Here is a 23,165-nt window from a genome sequence, read left to right on the forward strand (position 1 = left end):
AGGCTAATAACCTGCAGCACCAGCAAACCGCGGCGGATTCTACCAGCTTGTAGTGGGCGCCGTTATAACAGGTTCTTTAGTTGATATAGCATTTCGATAGCTTGGCGCGGGGTCATGTCGTCCAGTTGCAGCTTGCCCAGCTTCTCGATGGCTGGGTGTGGCAGGCTGGCGAACAGATCGCTCTGGTGCGGCACCTGTGGCACATCCCTGGCCTTTTCGGCCGGGGCTTGTTCATGCGGCAGGCTGGTGGTTTCCAGGCGCGCCAGATGTTCCCGGGCACGCTGGATCACCACACCCGGCACACCGGCCAGTTGTGCCACGGCCAGGCCGTAGCTCTGGCTGGCAGGGCCAGGCAGTACGTGGTGCAGAAACACGATGCGTTCGTTGTGCTCGGTGGCATTCAGGTGCACGTTGGCCACCAGTGGCTCACTTTCCGGCAGCACGGTGAGCTCGAAGTAGTGAGTGGCGAACAGCGTATAGGCGCGCAGCTGAGCCAGGCGCTCGGCCGCAGCCCACGCCAGCGACAGGCCGTCGAAGGTGCTGGTGCCGCGGCCCACTTCGTCCATCAGCACCAGGCTGCGCTCGGTCGCGTTGTGCAGGATGTTGGCGGTTTCGCTCATCTCGACCATGAAGGTCGAGCGCCCGCCGGCCAGGTCGTCACTGGAACCGATGCGGGTGAAGATGCGGTCGACAAGCGACAGCTCGCAGCTGGCCGCCGGCACGAAACTGCCGATGTGCGCCAGCAGCACGATCAAGGCGGTCTGGCGCATGTAGGTGGATTTACCGCCCATGTTCGGGCCGGTGATGATCAGCATGCGCGTGCTGTTGTCCAGGCCCAGGTCGTTGGCCACGAACGGCGTGGTCAGTACCTGCTCCACGACCGGGTGACGGCCTTGCTCGATGCGCAGGCACGGCTCGTCGACGAAGCGCGGGCAGTTCAGGTCGAGGGTCAGCGCACGTTCGGCCAGGTTGCTGAGCACGTCCAGTTCGGCCAGGGCGGCAGCGCTGTCCTGCAACGGCGCCAGGTGGCTGATCAGGGTTTCCAGCAGGGCGTCGTAGAGCATCTTCTCACGGGCCAGAGCGCGGCTCTTGGCTGACAGCGCCTTGTCCTCGAACACTTTCAGCTCGGGGGTGATGAAGCGCTCGGCGCCCTTGAGGGTCTGACGGCGGATGTAGTCGCCCGGTGCCTGCTCGGCTTGCTTGGTGGGCAGCTCGATGAAGTAGCCGTGTACACGGTTGTAGCCGACCTTGAGGTTGGCAAGGCCGGTGCGGGCCTTTTCCCGGGCTTCCAGGTCGATCAGGAACTGGCCGGCGTTCTCGCTGATCGCCAGCAGCTCGTCCAGCTCGTTGTCATAGCCGGCCTTGAGCACGCCGCCGTCGCGGATTACCGCCGGCGGGTTGTCGATGATCGCCCGCTCCAGCAGGCTGGCCAGCTCCGGGTAGGTGCCGGTAATGGCTGCCAGGCGCGCAAGGTGCGGCGCCTCCAGCTCGGTCATGGCGTTTTGCAGTTCGGGCAGGGCGCCCAATGCATCGCGCAGGCGCGCCAGGTCGCGTGGGCGGGCATTGCGCAGGCCGATTCGGGCGAGGATACGCTCGATGTCGCCAATTTCTTTCAACTGTGGCTGCAGCTTCTCGAAGCGGTAGCTGTCGAGCAGGCAGCGGATCGAGTCCTGGCGTGCTTGCAGAACCTTGAGGTCGCGCAACGGGCGGTTCAGCCACCGGCTCAGCAGGCGGCTGGCCATGGCGGTCTGGCAGCGGTCGACCACCGATTGCAGGGTGTTGTCACGCCCACCCGCCAGGTTGACGTCCAGCTCCAGGTTGCGACGGCTGGCGCCATCGAGGATGACCGTGTCGTCCAGGCGCTCATGGCGCAGGCTGCGCAGGTGCGGCAGGGCGGTGCGCTGGGTTTCCTTGGCGTAGGTCAACAGGCAGCCGGCGGCACCGATGGCCAGGGTCAGCTTGTCGCAGCCAAAGCCCTTGAGGTCCTTGGTCGCGAACTGTTGGCACAGGGCCTTGCGTGCCGAATCGCGGTCGAAATCCCATGGCGCACGGCGGCGGGCACCGGGGCGTTTTTCGGCGGGCAGGTCACGTGGCCAATCGTCCGGGATCAGCAGTTCGACAGGGTTCAGGCGCTCAAGCTCGGCCAGCAGGTTTTCCCAGCCTTTGATTTCCTGCACGCTGAAATTGCCGCTGGTGATGTCCAGCACCGCCAGGCCAAACAGGCGTTCATCACCGAGCAGCGCGGCAATCAGGTTGTCGCGGCGCTCGTCCAGCAGCGCCTCGTCGCTGACGGTGCCTGGGGTGATGATGCGTACCACCTGGCGCTCCACGGGGCCCTTGCTGGTGGCCGGATCGCCAATCTGTTCGCAGATCACCACCGATTCGCCCAGCTTGACCAGCTTGGCCAGGTAGCCTTCCAGCGAATGGAACGGAATCCCGCACATGGGGATGGACTGGCCGGCCGACTGCCCGCGCGCGGTCAGGGTGATGTCCAGCAGTTTTGCGGCCTTCTTTGCGTCTTCGTAGAAGATTTCGTAGAAGTCGCCCATGCGGTAGAACATCAGCTGGTCCGGGTGCTGGTTTTTCAGCTTCCAGTACTGCTGCATCATCGGGGTGTGTGCGGAAAGATCTGACATTCAGGGCCTTACAGCGGGTGATCTGGTTGGCGATGGTAAACCGGCAATGGTACAGGCTTTTTTGTTGCGATGCAGGCGCAGGCTTCGGGGCATGTGCGCGCAGCCTGGCGGGCAATGGTGGAGCTGTGCGGCGTTAGCCTCTAAAATGCGCGGCCCTCGACGAACGCCTGTAGCCATGACGTGCACGATGAATGTGTCCAGCCCTGTCCCTTATGTTAAGCAACAGCTGATCTACCTCCTGTACGGCGAGCGCCGGATCTATCAGCTGGAGGCCAAACTCAGCATCCTCACCGCCGTGGCGCGCTGCAACCCGGCAGAGCTGCCGGTGATCCGTGTGCTTACCGACCAACCACAGGCCTTTGTCGGTTGGCCGGTGGAAGTGATCACGCTGGATGAGCAGACCCTGCAGGCCTGGACCGGTGACGGTGGCTACACGCACCGGCGCAAGGCCTGCGCCATTGCCCAGGCGGGGCAGTGGGCGGAAAAGACTGTGTTTATCGATACCGATACGGTGTTCCTGCAATCGCCGCTGAAGCTGTTCAGTCAGGTCGATGCCGGACAATTTCTGGTCGACGAGGTGGAAACAAGCTGGGCCGAAGCTTTGCGCAGCAGCGACTACCTTCGCTTCAGCGCGGGGCTCGCCGAGGCAGGAAGTGCGCCGGCCGATGATTTGCGGCTGTGCAACAGCGGTGTCATGGGCTTCACCCGCTGCAATGTCGGCATTGCTGAACGCGCCATCCCGCGCATCGATGCCTGGACACCCTATACCGGTGACCTCCACACCATCGAACAGATTGCTTTTTCCTTCGAATTGCACGGGGCGAAGGTCAATGAAGCGCGTGGCGTGATCAGCCATTACTTCGCGATGAAGCAGTACGTGCATGCCATCCTGGAAATTTTCTTTGCCAGGCACGGCGAAGGCTTCCATCCACAGATGCCAAGGCTGGCCCTCAAGGTGCCGGCACATCGCCCTGTCCCTTCGTGGCTGGCGCGGCTCTCGGTAAAATGGAGCCTCAAGCGTGTGCCTCGGGAGCTGCGTGGCATCGGCCGTAAGCTGCTTTACGGCAGTGTGATGAGCGGCGACGACTACCAGCGTGCCTGCAAGGTGATCTGGTGGCGTTCGGCGATTGATGACATGCGCAAGCAAGGTGGTATCGACTGGAACCAGGATTGGCCAGCAGGGCTGCCGCGCCTGGGGCGGCGTGACGAGCGTGCGTTCAGCGAAATTGCCCGGGAGAGCCTGAAGGTTTCCTGAGCCAGGGGCCGCGGCACGGTGATAGGGTAGAGGGTAGCCTTCCAGGAGCCTGACATGGACCCGATCACCACACTTGCCACCCGCCTGGGTGAACACTTGCGTCGTTTCAACGCACAGGTGGCTACCGCCGAATCCTGCACCGGCGGTGGCATTGCCGAAGCCATCACCCGTATACCTGGCAGCTCGGCCTGGTTCGAGGTGGGCTACGTGACCTATTCCAACGCCCAGAAAACCCGCCTGCTGGGCGTGCCCCCCGCCTTGTTCGGCCAGGTTGGTGCAGTCAGCCAGGAAGTGGTCGAAGCCATGGTCCGAGGGGCCCAGGCCGCCAGCGGCGCCCGCTTTGCCGTGGCGGTAAGCGGTGTGGCCGGGCCGGATGGTGGTTCGCCAGCCAAACCGGTAGGTACCGTGTGGCTGGCTTGGGGCGATGGCAACCGCGTGTTCAGCGAGCGCCGCCAGTTCGACGGTGACCGCGAAGCCGTGCGCCGACAGACGGTGATCGCCGCGTTAGACGGCTTGTTACAGCTTGGCGCCGAGTAAATCGACGACAGGGGTTTGCGCGAGCGCCTGCCTGTGGAATAATACTGGCTACTTATACAGGTATTCCGGCCATCAGGGCCAAGTCGAACACGTGAGGATTTCAATGGACGACAACAAGAAGCGCGCCTTGGCTGCGGCCCTGGGTCAGATCGAACGCCAATTCGGCAAAGGCGCGGTCATGCGCATGGGTGATCACGAGCGCCAAGGCATTCCTGCCATTTCCACCGGCTCGCTGGGCCTGGATATTGCGCTGGGCATCGGCGGCCTGCCAAAAGGTCGTATCGTCGAGATATATGGCCCGGAATCGTCGGGTAAGACCACACTGACGCTGTCGGTTATCGCCGAGGCCCAGAAGAACGGTGCCACCTGCGCCTTCGTCGACGCCGAACACGCCCTCGACCCTGAGTACGCCGGCAAACTGGGCGTCAACGTCGACGACCTGCTGGTCTCGCAGCCGGACACCGGTGAGCAGGCCCTGGAAATCACCGACATGCTGGTGCGCTCCAACGCCGTTGACGTGATTATCGTCGACTCCGTGGCTGCGCTGGTGCCGAAGGCCGAGATCGAAGGCGAAATGGGTGACATGCACGTGGGCCTGCAGGCTCGTCTGATGTCCCAGGCGCTGCGCAAGATCACCGGTAACATCAAGAACGCCAACTGCCTGGTCATCTTCATCAACCAGATCCGTATGAAGATCGGCGTGATGTTCGGCAGCCCGGAAACCACCACTGGTGGTAACGCCCTGAAGTTCTACGCCTCGGTGCGTCTGGACATCCGCCGTACCGGTGCGGTCAAGGAAGGCGACGAGGTGGTCGGCAGCGAAACCCGCGTCAAGATCGTCAAGAACAAGGTCTCGCCGCCGTTCCGTCAGGCCGAGTTCCAGATTCTTTACGGCAAAGGTATTTACCGTAACGGCGAGATCATCGACTTGGGCGTGTCTCAAGGCCTGGTCGAGAAGTCGGGTGCCTGGTACGCCTACCAGGGCAACAAGATCGGTCAAGGCAAAGCCAACGCTGCCAAATACCTGGCCGAGAACCCGGCTATTGGTGCCGAGATCGAGAAGCAGATCCGTGAAAAGCTGCTGAAAGCCGGTGCGGGTGCTGAAGCCAGCAAGGCTGCCGCCGCTGATGCCAGTGCTGACGATGTGGCTGACGCCGAAGCCGGTTATTGATTGCGCGGTAGATAGCCAACATGTCCGCCGTACTCGACACCCCCGTCGCCATTCGGCGGACAGCCATGGACCTGCTCGCCCGACGCGAGCACGGTCGCGTCGAGCTGACGCGCAAGTTGCGTCAGCGCGGTGCTTCGGATGAGCTGATCGAGCCTGAACTCGACCGGCTTGCCGAAGAAGGGCTGCTTTGTGAAGCCCGCTACCTCGAAAGCTTCATCAGGTACCGTTCCAGCGCTGGCTATGGCCCTTTGCGAATTCGCGAGGAGCTGGGGCAGCGGGGTCTGGCGCGTGCTGATATCGAGCAGGCGTTGCGCGAGAGCGAGGTGGATTGGCGCGAGCGCATGCGTGATGTCTGGCAGCGCAAGTTTGCCGGGCAGCGCCCACAGGATCCGCGCAGCCGCGCCCAGCAAACCCGGTTTCTGGCTTACCGGGGTTTTCCCATGGACATGATCGGCCGCCTGCTCAGCGGGCGTGAGCTCGACGATTACTGACCACTCTGATTGTTTAGTGCCTGTGAGATCGAGCGCCGCCCGCGCGGCGCATCGCGAGCTGCGCTCGCTCCTACGTTTGTTTGGGGCGAGTCATGCCTGTGACAGGCGCGCGCGACCGCCTTGTTTGTACGACACGATATCGCGCCATGCACCGAGGCGTCCGCGCACAAATCCCACAGAAATAACTGGCCCGAAACAAACGTAGGAGCGAGCGCAGCTCGCGATGCGCCGCGTGGGCGGCGCTCGGTCGCGCAGGCGATAAAACTGTCGTGGCGAACGCTTCAACGCCCCGCATCAGCTCACCTTCAACGCCTCCCTGGCTCGCTGCGTGGTATGCATGGGTTGCGGTTTGGCCCAGTTCTCCGACAAGTTGATGAAATCCACCAGCTCGCGCAGCCGGCCCTGGTCCCGGCCAGTGAAGGCAAACGACAGCCGGGTCAGGTGGTTGAAGTTGCCCACTTCATGTTCCGCACTGCTGTCCGCTTGCTGGTGAAACTTGCCACTCAGGCGCAAGTCTGCAAAGCCTTCCTGGATATCAAACAGCGCTGCTTCGCTGAGCGGGTGGTGCATGCGGATCACAAACTGGTTCTTAAGCCAGCGGCTGGAGTGGTAGTTGCTATAGAACTGGTTGATTTCCTCCACGGCCTCATCGGCACTGTGCACCAGGCGCAAGAGCTTCAGGTCGCTGGGCAGGATATAGCGGTTTTCTTCCAGTTGGCGGCCGATGAAGTCCAAACAGTCGCGCCAGAAACTGCCGCCGGGCGAGTCCAGCAGCACCACTGGCACCAAGGGGCTCTTGCCGGTCTGGATCAGCGTCAGTACTTCGAGCGCTTCATCCAGTGTGCCGAAACCGCCCGGGCATAGCACCAGGCCGTCAGCCTCTTTGACGAAGAACAGCTTGCGGATAAAAAAGAAATGGAAGGGCAGCAACTTGTCGGTGCCATCCACGGTCGGGTTGGCGTGTTGCTCGAAGGGCAAAGTGATGTTGAAACCCAGGCTGTGGTCGCTGCCAGCGCCCTCGTGAGCGGCGGCCATGATGCCGCCGCCGGCGCCGGTAATGACCATCAGGTCGGCGCGCGCCAGGGTGGCGCCCAGCTCTCGGGCCAGGGCGTACATCGGGTGCTCCAGCGGGGTGCGCGCCGAGCCGAACACGGTCACCTTGCGCCGGCCCTTGTAGCGCTGCAGCGTGCGGAATGACTGGTCCAGTTCACGCAGGGCCTGCAGGGTGATCTTGGCGCTCCAGCGGTCGCTGTCGTCATGAGCCATGCGCAGGATGGTCAGCATCATGTCGCGATACAGCGGCAGGTTGGGGCTGTCGGGGGCTACCAGTTGCAGTTGTGCGTCGATGTTGCTCAGGTCGATATTGTTGTCGCGGAAGTGGCTGAACAGCAGGTCATTCGCTTGGTAAGGCATGCAACGTCTCCTTCTGCACCAATACCTCTGACCTCAATCTAGACCCTCGGGCCGGTTCGTGCCGGGCTGTTTGGTGCAGCCGCCCGTCGGTATGTGGCCACCGGCAGCAGGGGTTTGGTTAACTGGTGAAGCGAAACGTATCGATGCAGGAGGTGGCGGTATGCATCGCTTGATCATCGAGGTGGACCGGCAGCTCTACCAGCAGCTGGAGGATGCGGCTCAGGTGCATCACTTGAGCCTTGAGGACGAGTGCTGTCGCAGGTTGGCGGGGTTGGAGTGCCAATCGCGCTACTTGCAGGCGTTATTGGCCGAGATGCGCGCCGATGCCGCCGAAGGGCATTGGCGCGCCCGCGAGGACGAGAAGGTGTAGCTTGAACAGCTGTGGTTATTTCTTCTTGTTACCGGCCACGCAGCTGGCATTGTCGAAGGCCTGGTCCATGATCGGCTGGTTGGTCTTGTACACCGTGAAGCGGTAGACCATCACCGCGCCCTTGGACATCAGGTTGCGGAAGCCGCTGTTGCGACAGACGCTGTCGCCCAGCTGGCTGCGTACCTGAGCGGGATTGGCCCGCATGCGCTCGGCGTGGCTCTCGCGTACGCTCAGGTGGTTGACCAGCGCCTTGCCTTCCACCGTGTAGCCTTGGTCGAGGATGTCCTCGTTGATGGCGCGTGGGGTACCGACGCTGCTCTCTTTGGCGACCTTCTGCAATGTCCTGTTCAGGTCGTAATCCTGCTTGGAGGCTGCCTGGGCTGCCAGTGGCAGAGCGAGTAGCAGGCTCAGGGCGGGGACGATAAGGCGCAGCATGAATCTCTCCTGGTTCGATGACTGGCGCTTTGACATGCGCAGGTCTGCAGTGTTCCATAAAACGATACTGTGGCTGCAATTGGGGCCGTGCAAAGTCCCATCGCGGGCAAGCCGGCTCCCACAGGTGCACGGCAAGCATCGATTATAAGGCGCGCCTTGCCAGCTGCACAGCAAATGCCCCCTGTTCTGGTAAACTGGCCGCCTTGTTTTTTCCGAGCCATCCTTGTGCCCATTTCCAACCTGTCCAAAGGCCTGTCGGCATGAGCCACGCGGTAGCGCGCCTGCGCGCCGAACGCCTGGCCCGCAGCAACAAGCCCTTCATTGCCCGTGGCTCGCGTGCCGAACGCTGCCCGGATTGCCGGGTCATCGCCACCCATTGCCTGTGTGCCTGGAAGCCCAGGGTGCAGGCCGAGTCGGGCGTGTGCCTGCTGATGCACGATACCGAGCCGTTGAAACCCACCAACACCGGCTGGCTGATTGCCGACCTGATCGAAGACACCTGGGCCTTTGGCTGGCTGCGCACCTCGGTCGACGAACGCTTGCTGGCTTTGCTGGACGACCCGACCTGGCAGCCCTATATCGTCTTCCCCGGTGAGTTCGTGGCCGAGCAGCGGGTGGTCAGCGAGGTGGCGCGTGAGCCGGGCAAGCGCCCGCTGTTCATCCTGCTGGATGCCACCTGGACCGAAGCCCGCAAGATGTTCCGCAAAAGCCCGTACCTTGACCGCTTCCCGGTGTTGAGCCTGCAGGCCGAGCAGATGTCGCGCTACCGGCTGCGGCGCTCCAAGCGCGACGATCACTTCTGCACGGCAGAGGTCGCAGCCATGTGCCTGGACCTGGCCGGCGACAGTCAGGCCTCCCAGGCGCTGGATGCCTACCTGGATGTATTCAGCCTGCACTACCTGAGCGGCAAGCGGCGCCTGCCGCTGGATGATCAGGACGATACCCACCAGCGTTTGCATACCTTCCTATAGTCCAAGGGGCACAACCCCTGCTTTGGTTCATAATGACGGGGCTGGCAGCCAGGGTGGGCGAGACGGCAGAGCAATGGCTTGACCGCTCTGGACCGTGCTCGGCATCCTTGGCGCCGATTCCCCGCCGGGCGCTTCTCATACCCCCGAGTGCCTGGCATAGAACAGGATCCTTAGATCGATGGCCACTTACGAAATCCTGATTGCCGATGACCACCCGCTGTTCCGTGGCGCCCTGCGCCAGGCCGTTACCCTTGGCCTGGGCCCGGATGTGCGCCTGGTCGAAGTCGCGAGCATTGCCGAACTGGAAACCCGCCTGAGCGAAAAAGCCGACTGGGACCTGGTGCTGCTGGACTTGAACATGCCGGGTGCTTATGGTTTTTCCGGGCTGGTGCTGCTGCGCGGGCAATACCCGCAGATCCCCGTGGTGATGGTGTCGGCGCAGGAAGAGGCCGCCGTGGTGGTCAAGTCCCGCGAGTTTGGCGCCAGTGGCTTCATTCCCAAGTCCAGCACCCTGGAAGTGATCCAGGAGGCCGTGCGCAAGGTGCTCGATGGCGAGGTCTGGTGGCCGCCGCAGGCGTTCGAAAAGGTCGATGTCTCTGCCGAGGCCAAGGCCGCCAGTGAAGGCCTCGCCAGCCTCACGCCGCAGCAGTTCCGCGTACTGACGATGGTCTGCGAGGGCCTGCTGAACAAGCAGATTGCCTATGAACTGAGTGTCTCCGAAGCCACTATCAAGGCGCATGTGACTGCGATTTTCCGCAAGCTGGGCGTACGTACCCGCACCCAGGCCGCGCTGCTGCTGCAACAACTTGAATCGGTTGCCAGCAACTGACTGCGCGTGGCTTCACGCTTTTTTGACCCGTGCCGGTCTAGTCTGCTGGCCTTTCTGTTGTGAAGTGACTCACATGACATCGCCATTCAAGGGCCAGACCGGCCTGAAACGCATCTTCAACGCCGCCGGCTACTCGCTGGACGGCCTGCGCGCCGCCTTCAAGGGTGAGGCCGCATTCCGCCAGCTGGTGCTGCTCAACGTGCTGCTGATCCCGATCGCCTTCTGGTTGCCGGTCAGCCGTGCGGAGCGGGCGATCATGATCGCGGTGTGCTTGTTGGGGCTGATTGTCGAGTTGTTCAACTCCGCGGTGGAGGCGGCCATCGACCGTATCTCGCTGGAGCGCCACCCGCTGTCGAAAAACGCCAAGGACATGGGCAGCGCCGCGCAACTGGTGGCAATGACCATGGTGGCGCTGGTGTGGGGCGTGATCCTGCTTTAAGCGATCGGCGGCAGCACGATTTCGTCACTGCGGGTATAGCCCGCAGTGAAGTTGCGGCACAGTTCCAGAAACTCGCGCATTGCAGAGGTCTGGTACTTCTGTTTGTGCCAGATGAAGTAGAACTGGCGCATCAGGTCCAGTTCCGGCGTTTCTACCGGTACCAGGCTGCCTCGGCGGAAGGCGTCACGCAGCGCCAGGCGCGAAATACAGCCAATGCCCAGGCCCGATTCCACCGCGCGCTTGATCGCTTCGGTGTGTTCCAGCTCCAGGCGGATGTTGAGGTTGGCGCGGTGATGGCGCATGGCTTGGTCGAAGGTCAGGCGCGTCCCGGAGCCTTGCTCACGTAAAATCCACGCCTCTTGCGACAAACTTTCGATATCGGCACGGCCCAGCTTGGCCAGCGGATGCTGCGGTGCGCAGAACACCACCAGCTCGTCCTCGACCCACGGCTGCACTTCCAGGTCCGGGTGGTTGCAGTCGCCTTCGATCAGACCCAGATCAATTTCGTAGTGCGCGACCTGTTGCACGATGTGCACAGTGTTCTGGACATGCAGTTTGACCTGGCTTTCCGGGTGGGTCTGCATGAAGCTGCCGATCAGCAGGGTGGCCAGGTAGTTGCCGATGGTCAGTGTGGCGCCGACCGCCAGCGAACCGAAGCCGGACTTGCCGTTTAGCAGGTCTTCGATTTCCTTGGCCTGGTCGAGCAGGGCCACGGCTTGTGGCAGCAGTTGATGTCCCAAGGCGTTCAGGGCCAGGCGCTTGCCGGCACGGTCGAACAACTGGCAGCTCGATTGCCGCTCCAGCTCGGTGATGGAAGTGCTGGCGGCCGACTGCGACAACGCCAGCAGGCTAGCGGCCCGAGAGACGCTTTGATGCTGTGCGACGGCGACGAAGACCTGCAGTTGACGAAGTGTGAATCGCATATCTATATAACCGATAACACATATCTTGATAATTCAGTTAACAGATATTGTCGCTGCCCCTAAACTATCGCGCAACTGCGCGTTTTGCGCGCCGCGTTTTTCTTCAGGAGCCCCATCGATGAGCAACATGAACCACGAACGTGTCCTCAGTGTGCACCACTGGAACGACACCCTGTTCAGCTTCAAGTGCACCCGCGACCCGGGGCTGCGCTTCGAGAACGGTCAGTTCGTGATGATCGGCCTTCAACAGGAAAGCGGCCGTCCGCTCATGCGTGCCTATTCCATCGCTTCGCCGAACTGGGAAGAGCACCTGGAGTTCTTCAGCATCAAGGTGCCGGATGGCCCGCTGACTTCGCAGCTGCAGCACCTGAAGGAAGGCGATGAGATCATCATCAGCAAGAAGCCTACCGGTACCCTGGTGCTGGACGACCTGAACCCGGGCAAGCACCTGTACCTGCTGAGCACCGGCACTGGCCTGGCGCCGTTCATGAGCGTGATCCAGGACCCGGAAACCTATGAGCGCTTCGAAAAAGTGATCCTGGTGCATGGTGTGCGTTACGTGAACGAAGTGGCCTACCGCGAGTTCATTACCGAGCACCTGCCGCAGAACGAGTTCTTCGGTGAGTCGGTTCGCGAAAAGCTGATCTACTACCCGACCGTGACCCGCGAGCCGTTCGAGAACCAGGGCCGTCTGACCGACCTGATGCGCAGCGGCAAGCTGTTCAGCGACATTGGTCTGCCACCGATCAACCCGCAGGACGACCGTGCGATGATCTGCGGCAGCCCGAGCATGCTCGACGAGACCAGTGAAGTGCTGGACAGCTTCGGCCTGAAAGTCTCCGCCCGCATGCGTGAGCCGGGTGACTACCTGATCGAGCGTGCCTTCGTCGAGAAGTAAGGCGCAGGCTGGTACAGGAAGGCGACCCCCGGGTCGCCTTTCCTATGCCTGAAAGTTGTATATGGGCTGCACCGGCCCTTTCGCGGGGCAAGCCCGCTCCCACAGGGATACTACTGGGCCTGTGCGAATGGTGACCCTGTTGGCGCGGGCTTGCCCCGCGAAGAGGCCCGCACAGGCCGTGCACAATCTATTCGACGCGAGTTTCACCGCTATACACCAGAATCTCCCGGCAGCGTTTGCACAGGTACCGCCGCCCCTGGCGCACCAGCTTGTGACGCTGGGCGGTAAATGGGAAATCACCCTGTGGGCATGGGCAGCGGTAGATGTAGCGGGTTACCACACGCCGTTGCACTTCATAGTTGTGGCAACGGTTGGGTGGCAGTTCATACACCCCGCGCATGATCAATTGCCATTCTTCGCCATGGGCCTGGATGCGGTCGCCAAACAACTGGTGGGCCACCAGGTGCGCCACTTCGTGGGCAACGGTCTGGCGCAGGAAGTCGTCCTGGTTTTCCCGGTAGAGCTGCAGGTTGAAGCGCAGCAGGTTCTCGTGCAGGTGGGCGACGCCGGCTTTTTGCCCGCGCAGCTTGAAGCTGACTTCCGGGCGCGAGAAGGGGCGTTTGAAAAAGGTTTCGGCTTGCTGGTAACAGGTTTCGACGCGTTGTCTGAGCAGCTCGGGCATGGTGGGGCGGTTCTCCTGACCGGGCATTATGCCGCAAGCACTGGCGGGCTGCCGAGCCACCGGTCAGCGCACAGCCAGGGGCCGCCTTGCGGCGGCCCCTGGTTGATGCCCCAGTGTTGGTTGAGTCTGTTCTAGTTGGTGTAGACGGGCCCCACGCCCAGTCCCCAGATGATGACCGTGGCAGCCATGATCGCCACCAGCACCACAAGGCCCACCGCCAGCACGGAGCTGGAGAACAGGAAGCCTTCGTCGGACGGAATGTTCATGAACGTCGGCAGGCCGACATACAGCAGGTACACCGTGTAGCAGATGGCGGCAGTGCCGATCAGCATCCCCAGCCACAGGTGCGGGTACAGCGCCGCCAGGCCACCGATGAACAGCGGTGTGGCGGTGTAGGTGGCAAAGGCGATGCACTGCGCCATGGACGGGTTGGCATCGTAGGTGCGGGCCATCCAGTGGATGAATGCGCCCATTACCGCCACCCCGGCGAGCATGGCCAGGTACGACATGATGCTCATCCAGATGGCACTTTCCATGGTCAGCATCACCGCCGGCCGGTCACCGATGACCCAGCCCACCTGGGTAGTGCCGATGAAGGCCGAAATGGCAGGGATGGCTGCCAGGATCAGGGTGTGCGTCAGGTACATGTGGCTGATGGTTTCTTCTTCGCCACGAATTTCCCGCCATTCCTGATCGGGATGGGTAAACAGCCCCACAACGTGATGAATCATGCCGATCACTCCTCTCAATGTTGCCAAACGCCCCCCAAATGGAGCGCAAGCGGCCCGAGGCCCGAACACCGATGCAAGCGGTAATGTGGCCTTATGTCGCAGTATAGGAAGCGGTTACCGGCACGAACCGTGCTTTTTAGAGCAAATTGCGCTGTCAGTGGGGCTGTTGATTACATCGAAGTCTTTATCGGAATGCCTACAGCGATGCTGCGTTTGTGCGTAAAATAGCCGGCTTTTGTCACACCTCGCGGATCCAAGCGCTATGGGCACCCTCTCGGTCAACCAGAACAAACTGCAAAAACGCCTGCGTCGTCTCGCCGGCGAAGCCATCACCGACTTCAACATGATCGAGGATGGCGACAAGGTCATGGTCTGCCTGTCCGGCGGCAAGGACAGCTACACCATGCTCGACGTTCTGTTGCACCTGCAGAAGGTGGCACCGATCACGTTCGAGATCGTCGCGGTGAACATGGACCAGAAACAGCCGGGCTTTCCAGAGCACGTGCTGCCGGCTTACCTCAAAGAGCTGGGCGTCGAATACCACATCGTCGAGAAAGACACCTATTCGGTGGTCAAGGAACTGGTGCCCGAGGGCAAGACCACGTGCTCGCTGTGCTCGCGCCTGCGCCGTGGCACCTTGTATACCTTTGCCGACGAAATCGGCGCAACCAAGATGGCGCTGGGGCACCACCGCGACGACATCGTCGAAACCTTCTTCCTCAACATGTTCTTCAATGGCGCGCTCAAGGGCATGCCGCCGAAGCTGCGCGCCGACGATGGCCGCAACGTGGTGATCCGCCCGCTGGCCTACTGCAGCGAGAAGGACATCCAGGCCTACTCGGACATGAAGCAATTCCCGATCATCCCGTGCAACCTGTGCGGCTCGCAGGAAAACCTGCAGCGCCAGGTGGTCAAGGACATGCTGGTGGAGTGGGAGCGCAAGCACCCGGGCCGTACCGAAAGCATCTTCCGTGCCCTGCAGAACGTGGCGCCGTCGCAACTGGCCGACCGCAACCTGTTCGACTTCACCAGCCTGAAAATCGACGAGAACGCCACGCCGCGTTTCCTCGACGTGCTGAACATCTGAGCCGATGCGCGACTATCAGTGGTTGCATGAGTACTGCCTGAACCGCTTTGGCTCGGCCCAGGCGCTGGAGGCCTTTCTGCCGCAGCCGCGCACGTCGGCGCAGCTGCGCGGCATCAGCGACGACCGCTACCTGTCGACCTTGGCGCTGCGCGTGTTCCGCGCCGGGCTCAAGCACAGCCTGGTGGATGCCAAGTGGCCAGTGTTCGAGCAGGTGTTTTTCGGTTTCGACCCGGAGAAGGTGGTGCTGATGGGCGCCGAGCACCTGGAGCGGCTGATGCAAGACGAGCGCATCATTCGCCACCTGGGCAAGCTCAAGAGCGTGCCGCGCAATGCGCAGATGATCCTCGACGTGACGAAGGAGAAGGGCAGCTTTGGCGCCTTCATCGCCGACTGGCCGGTGACCGACATTATCGGCTTGTGGAAGTACCTGGCCAAGCACGGCAACCAGCTGGGTGGGCTGTCGGCGCCGCGTTTCCTGCGTATGGTTGGCAAGGACACCTTTATCCCCACCGATGACATGGCGGCGGCGTTGATTGCACAGAAGGTGATCGACAAGCAGCCGACCAGTCAACGCGACCTGGCCTTGGTGCAACAGGCGTTCAACCAGTGGCATGCAGAGAGTGGGCGGCCGCTGTGCCAGTTGTCGGTGATGCTGGCGCATACCGTCAACCATTGAGATTTGTGTTGGCCTTTTCGCGGGCATGCCCGCTCCCACAGGTCCAGCGCAGGCCTCAAGTGTGCCGCGATCCCTGTGGGAGCGGGCGAGCCCGCGAAAAATTCAACTCCCTTCGCCCGCCATGCGCCGCTCATGCTGGAACTTCCAGCGCACATACAGCAGCCCGGCAATGAACAACCCCAGGCTCAGCAACACTTCAAGCCAGCCAAAAATCGCCCGCGCCGGGTCAAATGCCGCCAGCACGCCCTTGATGAAATAGATATTCACCACGAAACAGGCCCAGGCATGTGCCCGGGCGCTGCCTGTCAGCATGCCCGGCAACAGCAGCAGTAGCGGCACCAGCTCGATCGCCAGAATCACCCCGACCCGTGCCCCATGCAGGTTGGCAAACCACAGGTTGTTCACCACCAGCAGGGCGATGAGGCCGAAGAAGAACGCCAGGCTCAAGGCCCGTGTCAGGCGCAGGCGCGGTGCCAGCCATTCCAGCGGCGGCAACACCTTGGGCTTTTTAGCCACGCGCGGCCTCCAGGGCTTTGGCTGTGGTGGCCAGGCGTTGGCCCAAGGCACGACACAGGACGGTCTCGTGCTGGTCAAGTTCGCGTTTGCCATCTGCACCTGCATGGTGGCTGGCGCCGTAAGGCGTGCCGCCGCCGCGGGTTTCCAGCAAGGCCGACTCGCTGTACGGCAGGCCCATCACCAGCATGCCGTGGTGCATCAATGGCAGCATCATCGACAGCAGGGTAGTTTCCTGGCCGCCGTGCAGGCTGGCGGTAGAGGTGAACACAGCCGCCGGCTTGCCGACCAGTTCACCACCCAGCCACAGGCTGCTGGTGCCATCCAGGAAGTACTTCAGCGGCGCCGCCATGTTGCCGAAGCGGGTCGGGCTGCCCAGTACCAGGCCGGCGCAGTGGCGCAGGTCGTCCAGGGTGGCGTACAGCGCCCCGCTGGCCGGAATGTCCGGGGCCACCGCTTCACATTCGGTAGAAATAGCGGGCACTGTGCGCAGGCGAGCCTCCATGCCGGCCAGTTCGATGCCGCGGGCAATATGCCGGGCCATTTCACTGGTCGACCCATGGCGGCTGTAATACAGCACCAGGATGTAGGGGGCGCTCACGGCAGGATCTCCAGCACTTTTTCCGGTGGGCGGCCTACCACGGCCTTGCCGCCGGCAACCAGAATCGGCCGTTCGATCAGTTTGGGGTGCTGGGCCATGGCCTCGATCAGCTGCGCGTCGGTCATTGCCGGGTCGGCCAGGTTCAGCGCTTTGTATTCGTCCTCGCCAGTACGCAGCAATTGGCGTGGGGCGATGCCCAGCTTGTCGAGCAGTGCCTTGAGGGTGGCCACGTCGGGCGGGGTTTCCAGATAGCGCACGATGGTCGGTGCCAGCCCGCGGGCTTCGAGCAGTTCCAGCGCGCCGCGGGATTTCGAGCAGCGCGGGTTATGATAAAGCGTGAGGTCAGTCATGTCGGGTCGCATCCAGCTGGGTGTGGCGGCTATTCTAACCGCAGCGACTGACCAATTTGCTTTAAAACTCGAGAAGGATTGACCCATGGCAAGGCGTCTGGCAGCAGTACTGGCCATCACCGCGAGCCTGTTGCTCGGTGGTTGCGGTGCCGATTATGGCGTGGACCAACACGGTAATACGGTTAAGGCCGAACAGATCGAAGGGCACTGGCTGGTGCTCAACTATTGGGCCGAATGGTGCGGGCCGTGCCGTACCGAAATCCCGGAATTGAACGCGGCGGCCAAGCAGTGGGCGGCCGATGGCATCAAGGTGGTGGGGGTGAACTTCGATGGCTTGCAAGGGCAGGACCTGAAACAGGCCGCTGAAACCCTGGGCATCGGTTTTACCGTACTGGCCCAGGACCCGGCCGAGCGTTATGACCTGCCCCGCAGCGAGGCGCTGCCGGTGACCTACATCATCGATGACAAGGGCAAGGTGCGTGAGCAGTTGATGGGCGAGCAGACCCTGGAAGGGCTGCAGGCCAAGATCAAGGCCCTGAAAGGCGCCTGATGCAGTTGGGGCCGCAAAGCGGCCCCGGCAATCCTCAGCCTTCCTCAGGCCAGAACCGCAGTGGCTTGCCTTCGGCGGGCCAGAAGCGCATCTGCTCCACCGGCGACACATCCCAGCGCTCTACCGTTTCCAGCGCCTGCAAAAAGCGCTTTTCCTGCTCCATCAACGCCGGTGCGCACAGCTTGCGGGTCTTGCCGACCTTGCCGAAGCTCAGGCGCTCACCCTCCAGCGTATACGGCGCAAACCAGTGGTTGCAGCCGGCATTGCCATAGGCGCGGCCGTCGCTGGCCAGGGTCAGGGTCAGGTGGCTGTAGTCGATCAGCGGGCGTTCGCCAATCCACTCCAGCACGTAGCTGCGCTCCTGTTGCAGTTTTGAAGGTTGTGCGGCGCAGCCGAGCAGGCTGGTGGTAATCAGCACGCCGGTCAGCAGATTTTTCACTCGGCGCTCTCCTGGCAACCCGGGCACAGGTGTTTTTCGCCACGGCTGGCCCAGCCCAGTTCGGCGATACGTGCGTTGGCGGCGGGCTGGCGGGCTTTCTTGCCCAGCTTGGCGTCCACGGCAAATTCGAAATCCAGCACGGCGTCGCAGCTGTCGCACTCAACCTGCCAAGTGAGGATTTCCAGTTCGTTGAACACGGGCCCGCTGGCCACGGCAACCCACTGGCCGCGCGGGTTGATCAGGTGGCGCACGCTGTCCACGGTCAGTCGCATGGACAAGTCCTTGCTGCCCTTGAGGGTCACCAGCAGGGTGTCGCCTTTGTGCATCGAACCGCCGTTGCCGGTGACCTGATAGCGGCCCGGCACCAGTGCACGGCACTCGATCAGGGTGTGTTGCGGGTTGAAAAGGGTGTAGCGGAAATCGTGCTCGACCATGGGTCCTCCAGAAATGCCGCGTATCCTAGCACTAACCCATGACCAGATTCTGTGGATTGCCTGCCGCCCAGCGGTTGATGTTGTCCAGCGTGGTGGCGGCAATGGCGTCCAGCGCTTCGCGGGTAAGGAAGGCCTGATGGGCAGTGATGATCACGTTGGGGAAGGTCAGCAGGCGGGCCAGTACATCGTCCTGCAGGGGCAGGTCGGAGCGGTCCTCGAAGAACAGCTGGGCTTCTTCTTCGTAGACGTCCAGGCCCAGGTAGCCAAGCTGGCCGCTTTTCAGCGCGTCGATCAGTGCCGGGGTATCGACCAGTGCGCCACGCCCCGTGTTGATCAGCATGGCGCCGTGCTGCAGTTGCGCCAGGCTTTGTGCATTGATCAAATGCCGGGTGTGCTCGGTCAGCGGGCAGTGCAGGCTGATGATACGGGCTTCGCGCAACAGCTCGGGCAAGGTCAGGTAGCGCGCGCCGAGGGCCAGCAGCTCTGGGTTGGGGTAGGGGTCGTAGGCCAGCAGCTGGCAGCCGAAGCCAGCCATGATACGGGCGAAGGCGGCACCGATCTGGCCGGTGCCGACCACACCGACGGTTTTGCCGTGCAGGTCGAAACCGGTCAGCCCGTGCAGGGTGAAGTCGCCTTCGCGGGTGCGGTTGTAGGCCCGGTGCAGGCGCCGGTTGAGGGCCAGGATCAGTGCCACGGCGTGTTCGGCCACAGCGTGCGGCGAGTAGGCCGGCACGCGCACCACGGCAAGGCCCAGGCGCTGGGCAGCGGCCAGGTCGACATGGTTGTAGCCGGCCGAACGCAGGGCGATCAGGCGTGTGCCGCCTTCGGCCAGGCGCTGGAGCACCGAGGCGTCGAGTTCATCATTGATGAAGGCGCAAACGGCTTCGTAGCCGCTGGCCAGGGCAGCGGTGTCGAGGGTCAGGCGGGCGGGCTGGAAATGCAGCTCCAGCGCGCTGCCGCTGGCGGCCCGGGTGAAACTTTCCTGGTCGTAATGCTGGCTGCTGAACAACAGGACGCGCATGGTCAGGCTCCTCCTACAAGTGCTGCGTAGGCCACAGCAACGGCCATGCACTCAATCTGGCCTGCGCCGCTAGCCGGCTGATCGCACCGTCCAGCTCATCCAGCGCTTGCTGTGCCTGTGGGTGGTCCTGCTTGAGCAGGGTTTCGCTGCGCTGACAGGCTGCGCGCAGCTGTGGCACACCACAATAGCGCGAGGCACCGTTAAGGCGGTGTACCTGTTCTATCAGGGCATTGCGGTCGTCTGCCTCGCGGGCGGCGCGTATGGCATCGCGGTCGGCGTCCAGCGAGGACAGCAGCATGCTCAGCATGTCGGCCGCCAGGTCCGCCTTGCCTGCCGCCAGGCGAAGGCCTTCTTCGGGGTCGAGCACCTTCAGGTCATCACTGCTGGCCAATGGCTCTGTCTGCGCCTGTTGCGGCACGCCCAGGCTCAAACCAGTCCACTTCATCACCACTTGCGCCAGTTGCCGCTCGCTGATCGGCTTGGTCAGGTAGTCGTCCATGCCAGCGTGCAGCAGTGCGCGCTTTTCGTTGGCCATGGCATGGGCGGTGAGGGCGACGATTGGCAAAGGGTTACTACTTTGGGTGTTTTCCCAAAGGCGGATCTGCTCGGTGCAGGCGCGGCCATCCATGCCGGGCATCTGCACGTCCATCAGCACCAGATCGAACGGCTCGTCCTGCACGGCCTCCACCGCTGCATAGCCGTTGTCCACGGCCAGCACCTGGGCGCCCAGGTCCTCGAGCAGGGTTTGCACAAGCAGCAGGTTGGCGGCGTTGTCGTCGACGCAGAGAACCTTCGGCTGGCGCTGGCCATTGATGTTGTGCGCCTCGCTCTGTGGACGGCGCGGTTGCACCAGCTCCATCAGCAGACGGCGCAGTTTGCGGGTGCAGGTGGGCTTGGACAGCAACTGGCCATGGCCGTTGGGCAGGTAGGGGTGATAAAGCGCCTGCTCGGTGGTGGGGCACAGCACCACGCACTGGCAATGGTAACGCTCAAGTTGCTGGTGATAGTGGCCCAGTTGTTCGGGCGACAGGTTGCCCATGTTCGCCCCGAGCACGGCGAACTCGAACGGCAGGCCGGCCTGGCTGGCGGCCTGTACCGCCTGCAGCAACTGCTCGTAGGAGGCGAACAGGCTGACGCTGAGGCCGCAGTCCTCCAGCTGGTGTTCCAAGGCCTGGCGCGCCAGCTCGTGGCCGTCGACGATGGCTGCGCGGCGGCCCAGCAGCGGCTGCAACGGCTGCTCCTCGAGGTCGTCGTGGGCTTTTGGCAGGTTGAGGCTGATCCAGAACTGCGACCCCTCGCCCGGGGTACTGTCGACACCGATTTCGCCACCCATCTGCTCGATCAGGCGCTTGGAAATTACCAGCCCCAGCCCCGTGCCACCGGGTTGGCGGGCCAGCGAGTTGTCGGCCTGGCTGAAGGCCTGGAACAGCGTGCGCACCTCCTGCGGTGACAAACCGATACCCGTGTCCTGCACGCTGATGCGCAGCTGCGCGCTGTCCTCGTGCTCGTCTTCGAGCATGGCGCGCACGACGATGGTGCCTTCGCGGGTGAACTTGATGGCGTTGCTGACAAGGTTGGTGAGGATCTGCTTGAGCCGCAACGGGTCGCCGATCAGCGAAGAAGGGGTGTCGCGGTAGATCAGGCTGAGCAATTCCAGCTGCTTGGCGTGGGCGGCCGGGGCGAGGATGGTCAAGGTGTCCTGGATCAGGTCGCGCAGGTTGAAAGGAATGCTGTCGAGCACCAGCTTGCCGGCCTCGATCTTGGAGAAATCGAGGATTTCGTTGATGATCCCCAGCAGGTTGTCGGCTGACTTCTCGATGGTGTTCAGGTAGTCCAGCTGGCGTGGCGTCAGCTCGCTTTTCTGCAGCAGATGGGTAAAGCCCAGGATGCCGTTGAGCGGCGTGCGGATTTCGTGGCTCATGTTGGCCAGGAACTCCGACTTGATGCGGCTGGCCTCAAGGGCCTCTTTGCGCGCCATGTCCAGTTCGATGTTCTGGATTTCGATGGTTTCCAGGTTCTGGCGCACGTCTTCAGTGGCCTGATCGATGCTGTGCTGCAGTTCTTCGTGAGCGTTTTGCAGGGTTTCGGCCATGCGGTTGATGCCACGGGCCAGCTCGTCCAGCTCGTGGCTGCCCATGGTCGGCAGGCGTTCTTCGAGGTGGCCGTCCTTGAGTTGGTTGACCGCGTGTTTGATGCGCTCGATGGGGTCGTTGATGGTGCGGCTCATGCGCAGCGCCAGCAGGCCGCTGAGTACCAGGCAGGCGAGGATCAGCAGCAGGCTGGTGAACAGGTTGCGGTAGCCGCGCAGCAGGGTGCCGTCGTGCGACAGCTCGATCTCGACCCAGCCTAGCAGGCGCTCGGCTTCGGCCGGCACGGCATCGGTGGCGAGGTCGCGGTGGTGGCCGAACACGGGCATCAGGTAGCGGGTGGCGTCATTGCCGCTGCGTTGCAGCAGTTGCGTGCCAGTGCCTCCGCTGGGCGGCTGGTTGAGCATGCTCGGGCCCGCGTGGGCCAGGCGCGTGCGGTCCGGGGCCAGGAATGCGACTGCGCGCACATCGGCCTGTTCCAGGGTCTGCGCGGCGATGCGCTCCAGCTGTGCGGGCGCAAGCCGGGCCATGGCGGGTGCAGCCAACGGCGCCAGCTGCTCGGCGATCATCTTGCCGCGTTGCAGCAACTGGGTACGCAGGTCGTTCTGTTGCAGCCAGGTAAAGTAACTGCCGAGCACCAGGGCCATCAGAGCGGCCGGCAGCAGGGCCAGCAGCAGGACCCGGCTGCGGATTCCCAAACGATCGAGCACACTCGCCTCCTGTCATGTGCCTGGACGCCGTCAAGCGATGACGGCCAAGCCGGGAAGTTACTCCGCCTGCAGCGCTATTGCACCTCTTTAGTCGCTGTTTTGCACCATTGCCGGGGCATTGGTCACAGGGCGGTTGCCTGGCGGGTATTGGATGCTCAATAATCGCGCAATTGAGAATGCATGGCAGTTGCCAATGAATCCTGTAGCTATTTACAACTCCAACATCCTCGCCATCGAGGACGACCCGGTTCTGGGTGCCTATCTCCACGAAGAGCTGCAACGCGGCGGCTTCCAGGTAACCTGGTGCCGAAATGGGCTGGAGGGGCTGGAAACGGCGGGTCGCCAGGTTTTCGATGTGGTGCTCATGGATATTTTGCTGCCCGGGTTGAACGGCCTGGATGCCTTGGCGCAATTGCGCAAGCGCAGCGCGACGCCGGTGATCCTGATGTCGGCGCTAGGTGCCGAGGCTGACCGCATCAGCGGCTTCCAGCGCGGGGCCGACGATTACCTACCCAAGCCGTTCAGCATGGCCGAGCTGCAGGTGCGCATCGAGGCAATCTTGCGCCGGGTGGCGCTGGAGCGCCGTCACCAAGCCCCGCTGGAGCATGCCGCCTGCGGCGAGCTGCAGTTTGACGAGGGCTTGTGTGACGTACGCCTGGACGGTCGCCTGGCGGGCCTGACCCCCAGTGAATACCGCCTGTTCGACATCCTGAACCGCAACTTCGATGATGTCCTGAGCAAGCCATTCCTGTACCAGCAGGTGTTGCAGCGTGGCTATTCGCGGCATGACCGCAGCCTGGACATGCACGTCAGCCAGATCCGCCGCAAGCTCAAGGGCATTGGCTATCACGAACGGCAGATCCGAACCGTGTGGGGCAAGGGTTATGTCCTCAGCGCCAGCGAGGCGGAGTGATCC

At 62.7% G+C, this 23,165-nt stretch carries 26 protein-coding genes; 13 read left to right on the top strand and 13 right to left on the bottom strand.

Annotated elements, in window-relative coordinates; translation table 11 throughout:
* Nucleotides 1-62: 62 nt before the first annotated feature.
* On the bottom strand, nucleotides 63-2,636 hold the full coding sequence (mutS, locus tag OZ911_RS05755) for a DNA mismatch repair protein MutS (RefSeq protein WP_060519606.1): 2,574 nt from the start codon (nucleotides 2,634-2,636) through the stop codon (nucleotides 63-65).
* Between the two features lie 187 nt (nucleotides 2,637-2,823).
* On the opposite strand from mutS, the gene OZ911_RS05760 reads away from it, so the two are divergent.
* The 4 genes from OZ911_RS05760 (at nucleotide 2,824) to recX (ending at nucleotide 6,090) form a co-directional block, all read left to right on the top strand.
* Complete coding sequence (locus OZ911_RS05760) at nucleotides 2,824-3,891, top strand: hypothetical protein (protein ID WP_023047667.1); 1,068 nt, start codon at nucleotides 2,824-2,826, stop codon at nucleotides 3,889-3,891.
* A gap of 54 nt (nucleotides 3,892-3,945) precedes the next feature.
* Nucleotides 3,946-4,428, top strand: coding sequence for a CinA family protein (locus OZ911_RS05765; RefSeq protein ID WP_016485236.1), 483 nt, complete (start codon nucleotides 3,946-3,948; stop codon nucleotides 4,426-4,428).
* A 103-nt stretch (nucleotides 4,429-4,531) separates the two neighbouring features.
* Nucleotides 4,532-5,599, top strand: coding sequence for a recombinase RecA (recA, locus tag OZ911_RS05770; RefSeq protein ID WP_016485237.1), 1,068 nt, complete (start codon nucleotides 4,532-4,534; stop codon nucleotides 5,597-5,599).
* A 20-nt stretch (nucleotides 5,600-5,619) separates the two neighbouring features.
* Complete coding sequence (recX, locus tag OZ911_RS05775; protein WP_016485238.1) at nucleotides 5,620-6,090, top strand: recombination regulator RecX; 471 nt, start codon at nucleotides 5,620-5,622, stop codon at nucleotides 6,088-6,090.
* A 294-nt stretch (nucleotides 6,091-6,384) separates the two neighbouring features.
* On the opposite strand, the gene OZ911_RS05780 is transcribed toward recX, so the two are convergent.
* Complete coding sequence (locus tag OZ911_RS05780) at nucleotides 6,385-7,503, bottom strand: LOG family protein (RefSeq protein ID WP_023047668.1); 1,119 nt, start codon at nucleotides 7,501-7,503, stop codon at nucleotides 6,385-6,387.
* 160 nt (nucleotides 7,504-7,663) lie between these two features.
* On the opposite strand from OZ911_RS05780, the gene OZ911_RS05785 reads away from it, so the two are divergent.
* Nucleotides 7,664-7,873: a hypothetical protein gene (locus OZ911_RS05785; RefSeq protein ID WP_016485240.1), complete on the top strand. Its 210-nt coding sequence runs from the start codon at nucleotides 7,664-7,666 to the stop codon at nucleotides 7,871-7,873.
* A gap of 15 nt (nucleotides 7,874-7,888) precedes the next feature.
* Here the strand turns inward: OZ911_RS05785 and OZ911_RS05790 are convergent, their stop codons facing one another.
* Nucleotides 7,889-8,308, bottom strand: a complete 420-nt coding sequence (locus OZ911_RS05790) for a quorum-sensing-regulated virulence factor family protein (RefSeq protein ID WP_016485241.1) — start codon at nucleotides 8,306-8,308, stop codon at nucleotides 7,889-7,891.
* A gap of 260 nt (nucleotides 8,309-8,568) precedes the next feature.
* Between OZ911_RS05790 and OZ911_RS05795 the strand changes: the two genes are divergently transcribed.
* The 3 genes from OZ911_RS05795 (at nucleotide 8,569) to OZ911_RS05805 (ending at nucleotide 10,547) form a co-directional block, all read left to right on the top strand.
* A complete protein-coding gene (locus tag OZ911_RS05795) occupies nucleotides 8,569-9,279 on the top strand; it encodes a tRNA-uridine aminocarboxypropyltransferase (RefSeq protein ID WP_016485242.1) in 711 nt (236 codons plus the stop codon).
* A gap of 178 nt (nucleotides 9,280-9,457) precedes the next feature.
* On the top strand, nucleotides 9,458-10,108 hold the full coding sequence (gene erdR / locus OZ911_RS05800) for a response regulator transcription factor ErdR (protein WP_016485243.1): 651 nt from the start codon (nucleotides 9,458-9,460) through the stop codon (nucleotides 10,106-10,108).
* Between the two features lie 73 nt (nucleotides 10,109-10,181).
* On the top strand, nucleotides 10,182-10,547 hold the full coding sequence (locus tag OZ911_RS05805) for a diacylglycerol kinase (protein WP_016485244.1): 366 nt from the start codon (nucleotides 10,182-10,184) through the stop codon (nucleotides 10,545-10,547).
* Here the strand turns inward: OZ911_RS05805 and finR are convergent.
* Nucleotides 10,544-11,470, bottom strand: coding sequence for a LysR family transcriptional regulator FinR (gene finR / locus OZ911_RS05810; protein WP_016485245.1), 927 nt, complete (start codon nucleotides 11,468-11,470; stop codon nucleotides 10,544-10,546). The genes OZ911_RS05805 and finR overlap by 4 nt on opposite strands.
* 118 nt (nucleotides 11,471-11,588) lie before the next feature.
* Between finR and fpr the strand changes: the two genes are divergently transcribed.
* On the top strand, nucleotides 11,589-12,368 hold the full coding sequence (gene fpr / locus OZ911_RS05815; protein ID WP_012270923.1) for a ferredoxin-NADP reductase: 780 nt from the start codon (nucleotides 11,589-11,591) through the stop codon (nucleotides 12,366-12,368).
* Between the two features lie 187 nt (nucleotides 12,369-12,555).
* Here the strand turns inward: fpr and OZ911_RS05820 are convergent, their stop codons facing one another.
* Nucleotides 12,556-13,050 carry a SprT family zinc-dependent metalloprotease gene (locus OZ911_RS05820; protein ID WP_023047669.1) on the bottom strand — a complete coding sequence of 165 codons (495 nt, stop codon included), beginning with the start codon at nucleotides 13,048-13,050 and terminating at the stop codon, nucleotides 12,556-12,558.
* A gap of 131 nt (nucleotides 13,051-13,181) precedes the next feature.
* Entirely contained in the window at nucleotides 13,182-13,781 is a 600-nt protein-coding gene (locus OZ911_RS05825) for a Yip1 family protein (RefSeq protein ID WP_012270925.1), read from the bottom strand.
* 262 nt (nucleotides 13,782-14,043) lie between these two features.
* Between OZ911_RS05825 and ttcA the strand changes: the two genes are divergently transcribed.
* The gene (gene ttcA / locus OZ911_RS05830; protein ID WP_016485247.1) at nucleotides 14,044-14,868 is read left to right on the top strand and encodes a tRNA 2-thiocytidine(32) synthetase TtcA; all 825 of its coding nucleotides are present in this window, start codon (nucleotides 14,044-14,046) and stop codon (nucleotides 14,866-14,868) included.
* Between the two features lie 4 nt (nucleotides 14,869-14,872).
* A complete protein-coding gene (locus OZ911_RS05835; protein ID WP_023047670.1) occupies nucleotides 14,873-15,544 on the top strand; it encodes a DNA-3-methyladenine glycosylase I in 672 nt (223 codons plus the stop codon).
* Nucleotides 15,545-15,646: 102 nt separating this feature from the next.
* On the opposite strand, the gene OZ911_RS05840 is transcribed toward OZ911_RS05835, so the two are convergent.
* Genes OZ911_RS05840 through arsC form a run of 3 tightly spaced genes read right to left on the bottom strand, consistent with a single transcriptional unit; the run spans nucleotide 15,647 to nucleotide 17,008 of the window.
* On the bottom strand, nucleotides 15,647-16,060 hold the full coding sequence (locus OZ911_RS05840) for a DUF2069 domain-containing protein (RefSeq protein WP_016485249.1): 414 nt from the start codon (nucleotides 16,058-16,060) through the stop codon (nucleotides 15,647-15,649).
* A complete protein-coding gene (gene wrbA / locus OZ911_RS05845; protein WP_023047671.1) occupies nucleotides 16,053-16,658 on the bottom strand; it encodes an NAD(P)H:quinone oxidoreductase in 606 nt (201 codons plus the stop codon). Before wrbA ends, OZ911_RS05840 begins: the two co-directional genes overlap by 8 nt.
* Entirely contained in the window at nucleotides 16,655-17,008 is a 354-nt protein-coding gene (arsC, locus tag OZ911_RS05850) for an arsenate reductase (glutaredoxin) (protein ID WP_016485251.1), read from the bottom strand. The genes wrbA and arsC overlap by 4 nt, the downstream gene beginning before the upstream one ends.
* 85 nt (nucleotides 17,009-17,093) lie before the next feature.
* On the opposite strand from arsC, the gene OZ911_RS05855 reads away from it, so the two are divergent.
* The gene (locus OZ911_RS05855; protein ID WP_023047672.1) at nucleotides 17,094-17,558 is read left to right on the top strand and encodes a TlpA disulfide reductase family protein; all 465 of its coding nucleotides are present in this window, start codon (nucleotides 17,094-17,096) and stop codon (nucleotides 17,556-17,558) included.
* Between the two features lie 34 nt (nucleotides 17,559-17,592).
* Here the strand turns inward: OZ911_RS05855 and OZ911_RS05860 are convergent, their stop codons facing one another.
* Genes OZ911_RS05860 through OZ911_RS05875 form a run of 4 tightly spaced genes read right to left on the bottom strand, consistent with a single transcriptional unit; the run spans nucleotide 17,593 to nucleotide 22,249 of the window.
* The gene (locus OZ911_RS05860) at nucleotides 17,593-17,997 is read right to left on the bottom strand and encodes an META domain-containing protein (protein ID WP_016485253.1); all 405 of its coding nucleotides are present in this window, start codon (nucleotides 17,995-17,997) and stop codon (nucleotides 17,593-17,595) included.
* Nucleotides 17,994-18,431 carry a hypothetical protein gene (locus tag OZ911_RS05865; RefSeq protein WP_016485254.1) on the bottom strand — a complete coding sequence of 146 codons (438 nt, stop codon included), beginning with the start codon at nucleotides 18,429-18,431 and terminating at the stop codon, nucleotides 17,994-17,996. The genes OZ911_RS05860 and OZ911_RS05865 overlap by 4 nt, the downstream gene beginning before the upstream one ends.
* 31 nt (nucleotides 18,432-18,462) lie before the next feature.
* A complete protein-coding gene (locus OZ911_RS05870) occupies nucleotides 18,463-19,452 on the bottom strand; it encodes a 2-hydroxyacid dehydrogenase (RefSeq protein ID WP_016485255.1) in 990 nt (329 codons plus the stop codon).
* 13 nt (nucleotides 19,453-19,465) lie between these two features.
* The gene (locus tag OZ911_RS05875; RefSeq protein ID WP_016485256.1) at nucleotides 19,466-22,249 is read right to left on the bottom strand and encodes a response regulator; all 2,784 of its coding nucleotides are present in this window, start codon (nucleotides 22,247-22,249) and stop codon (nucleotides 19,466-19,468) included.
* A 193-nt stretch (nucleotides 22,250-22,442) separates the two neighbouring features.
* Between OZ911_RS05875 and OZ911_RS05880 the strand changes: the two genes are divergently transcribed.
* Nucleotides 22,443-23,162, top strand: a complete 720-nt coding sequence (locus OZ911_RS05880) for a response regulator transcription factor (protein ID WP_016485257.1) — start codon at nucleotides 22,443-22,445, stop codon at nucleotides 23,160-23,162.
* Nucleotides 23,163-23,165: the final 3 nt, after the last annotated feature.

This window comes from Pseudomonas fortuita, from assembly GCF_026898135.2.
GTDB lineage: Bacteria > Pseudomonadota > Gammaproteobacteria > Pseudomonadales > Pseudomonadaceae > Aquipseudomonas > Aquipseudomonas fortuita.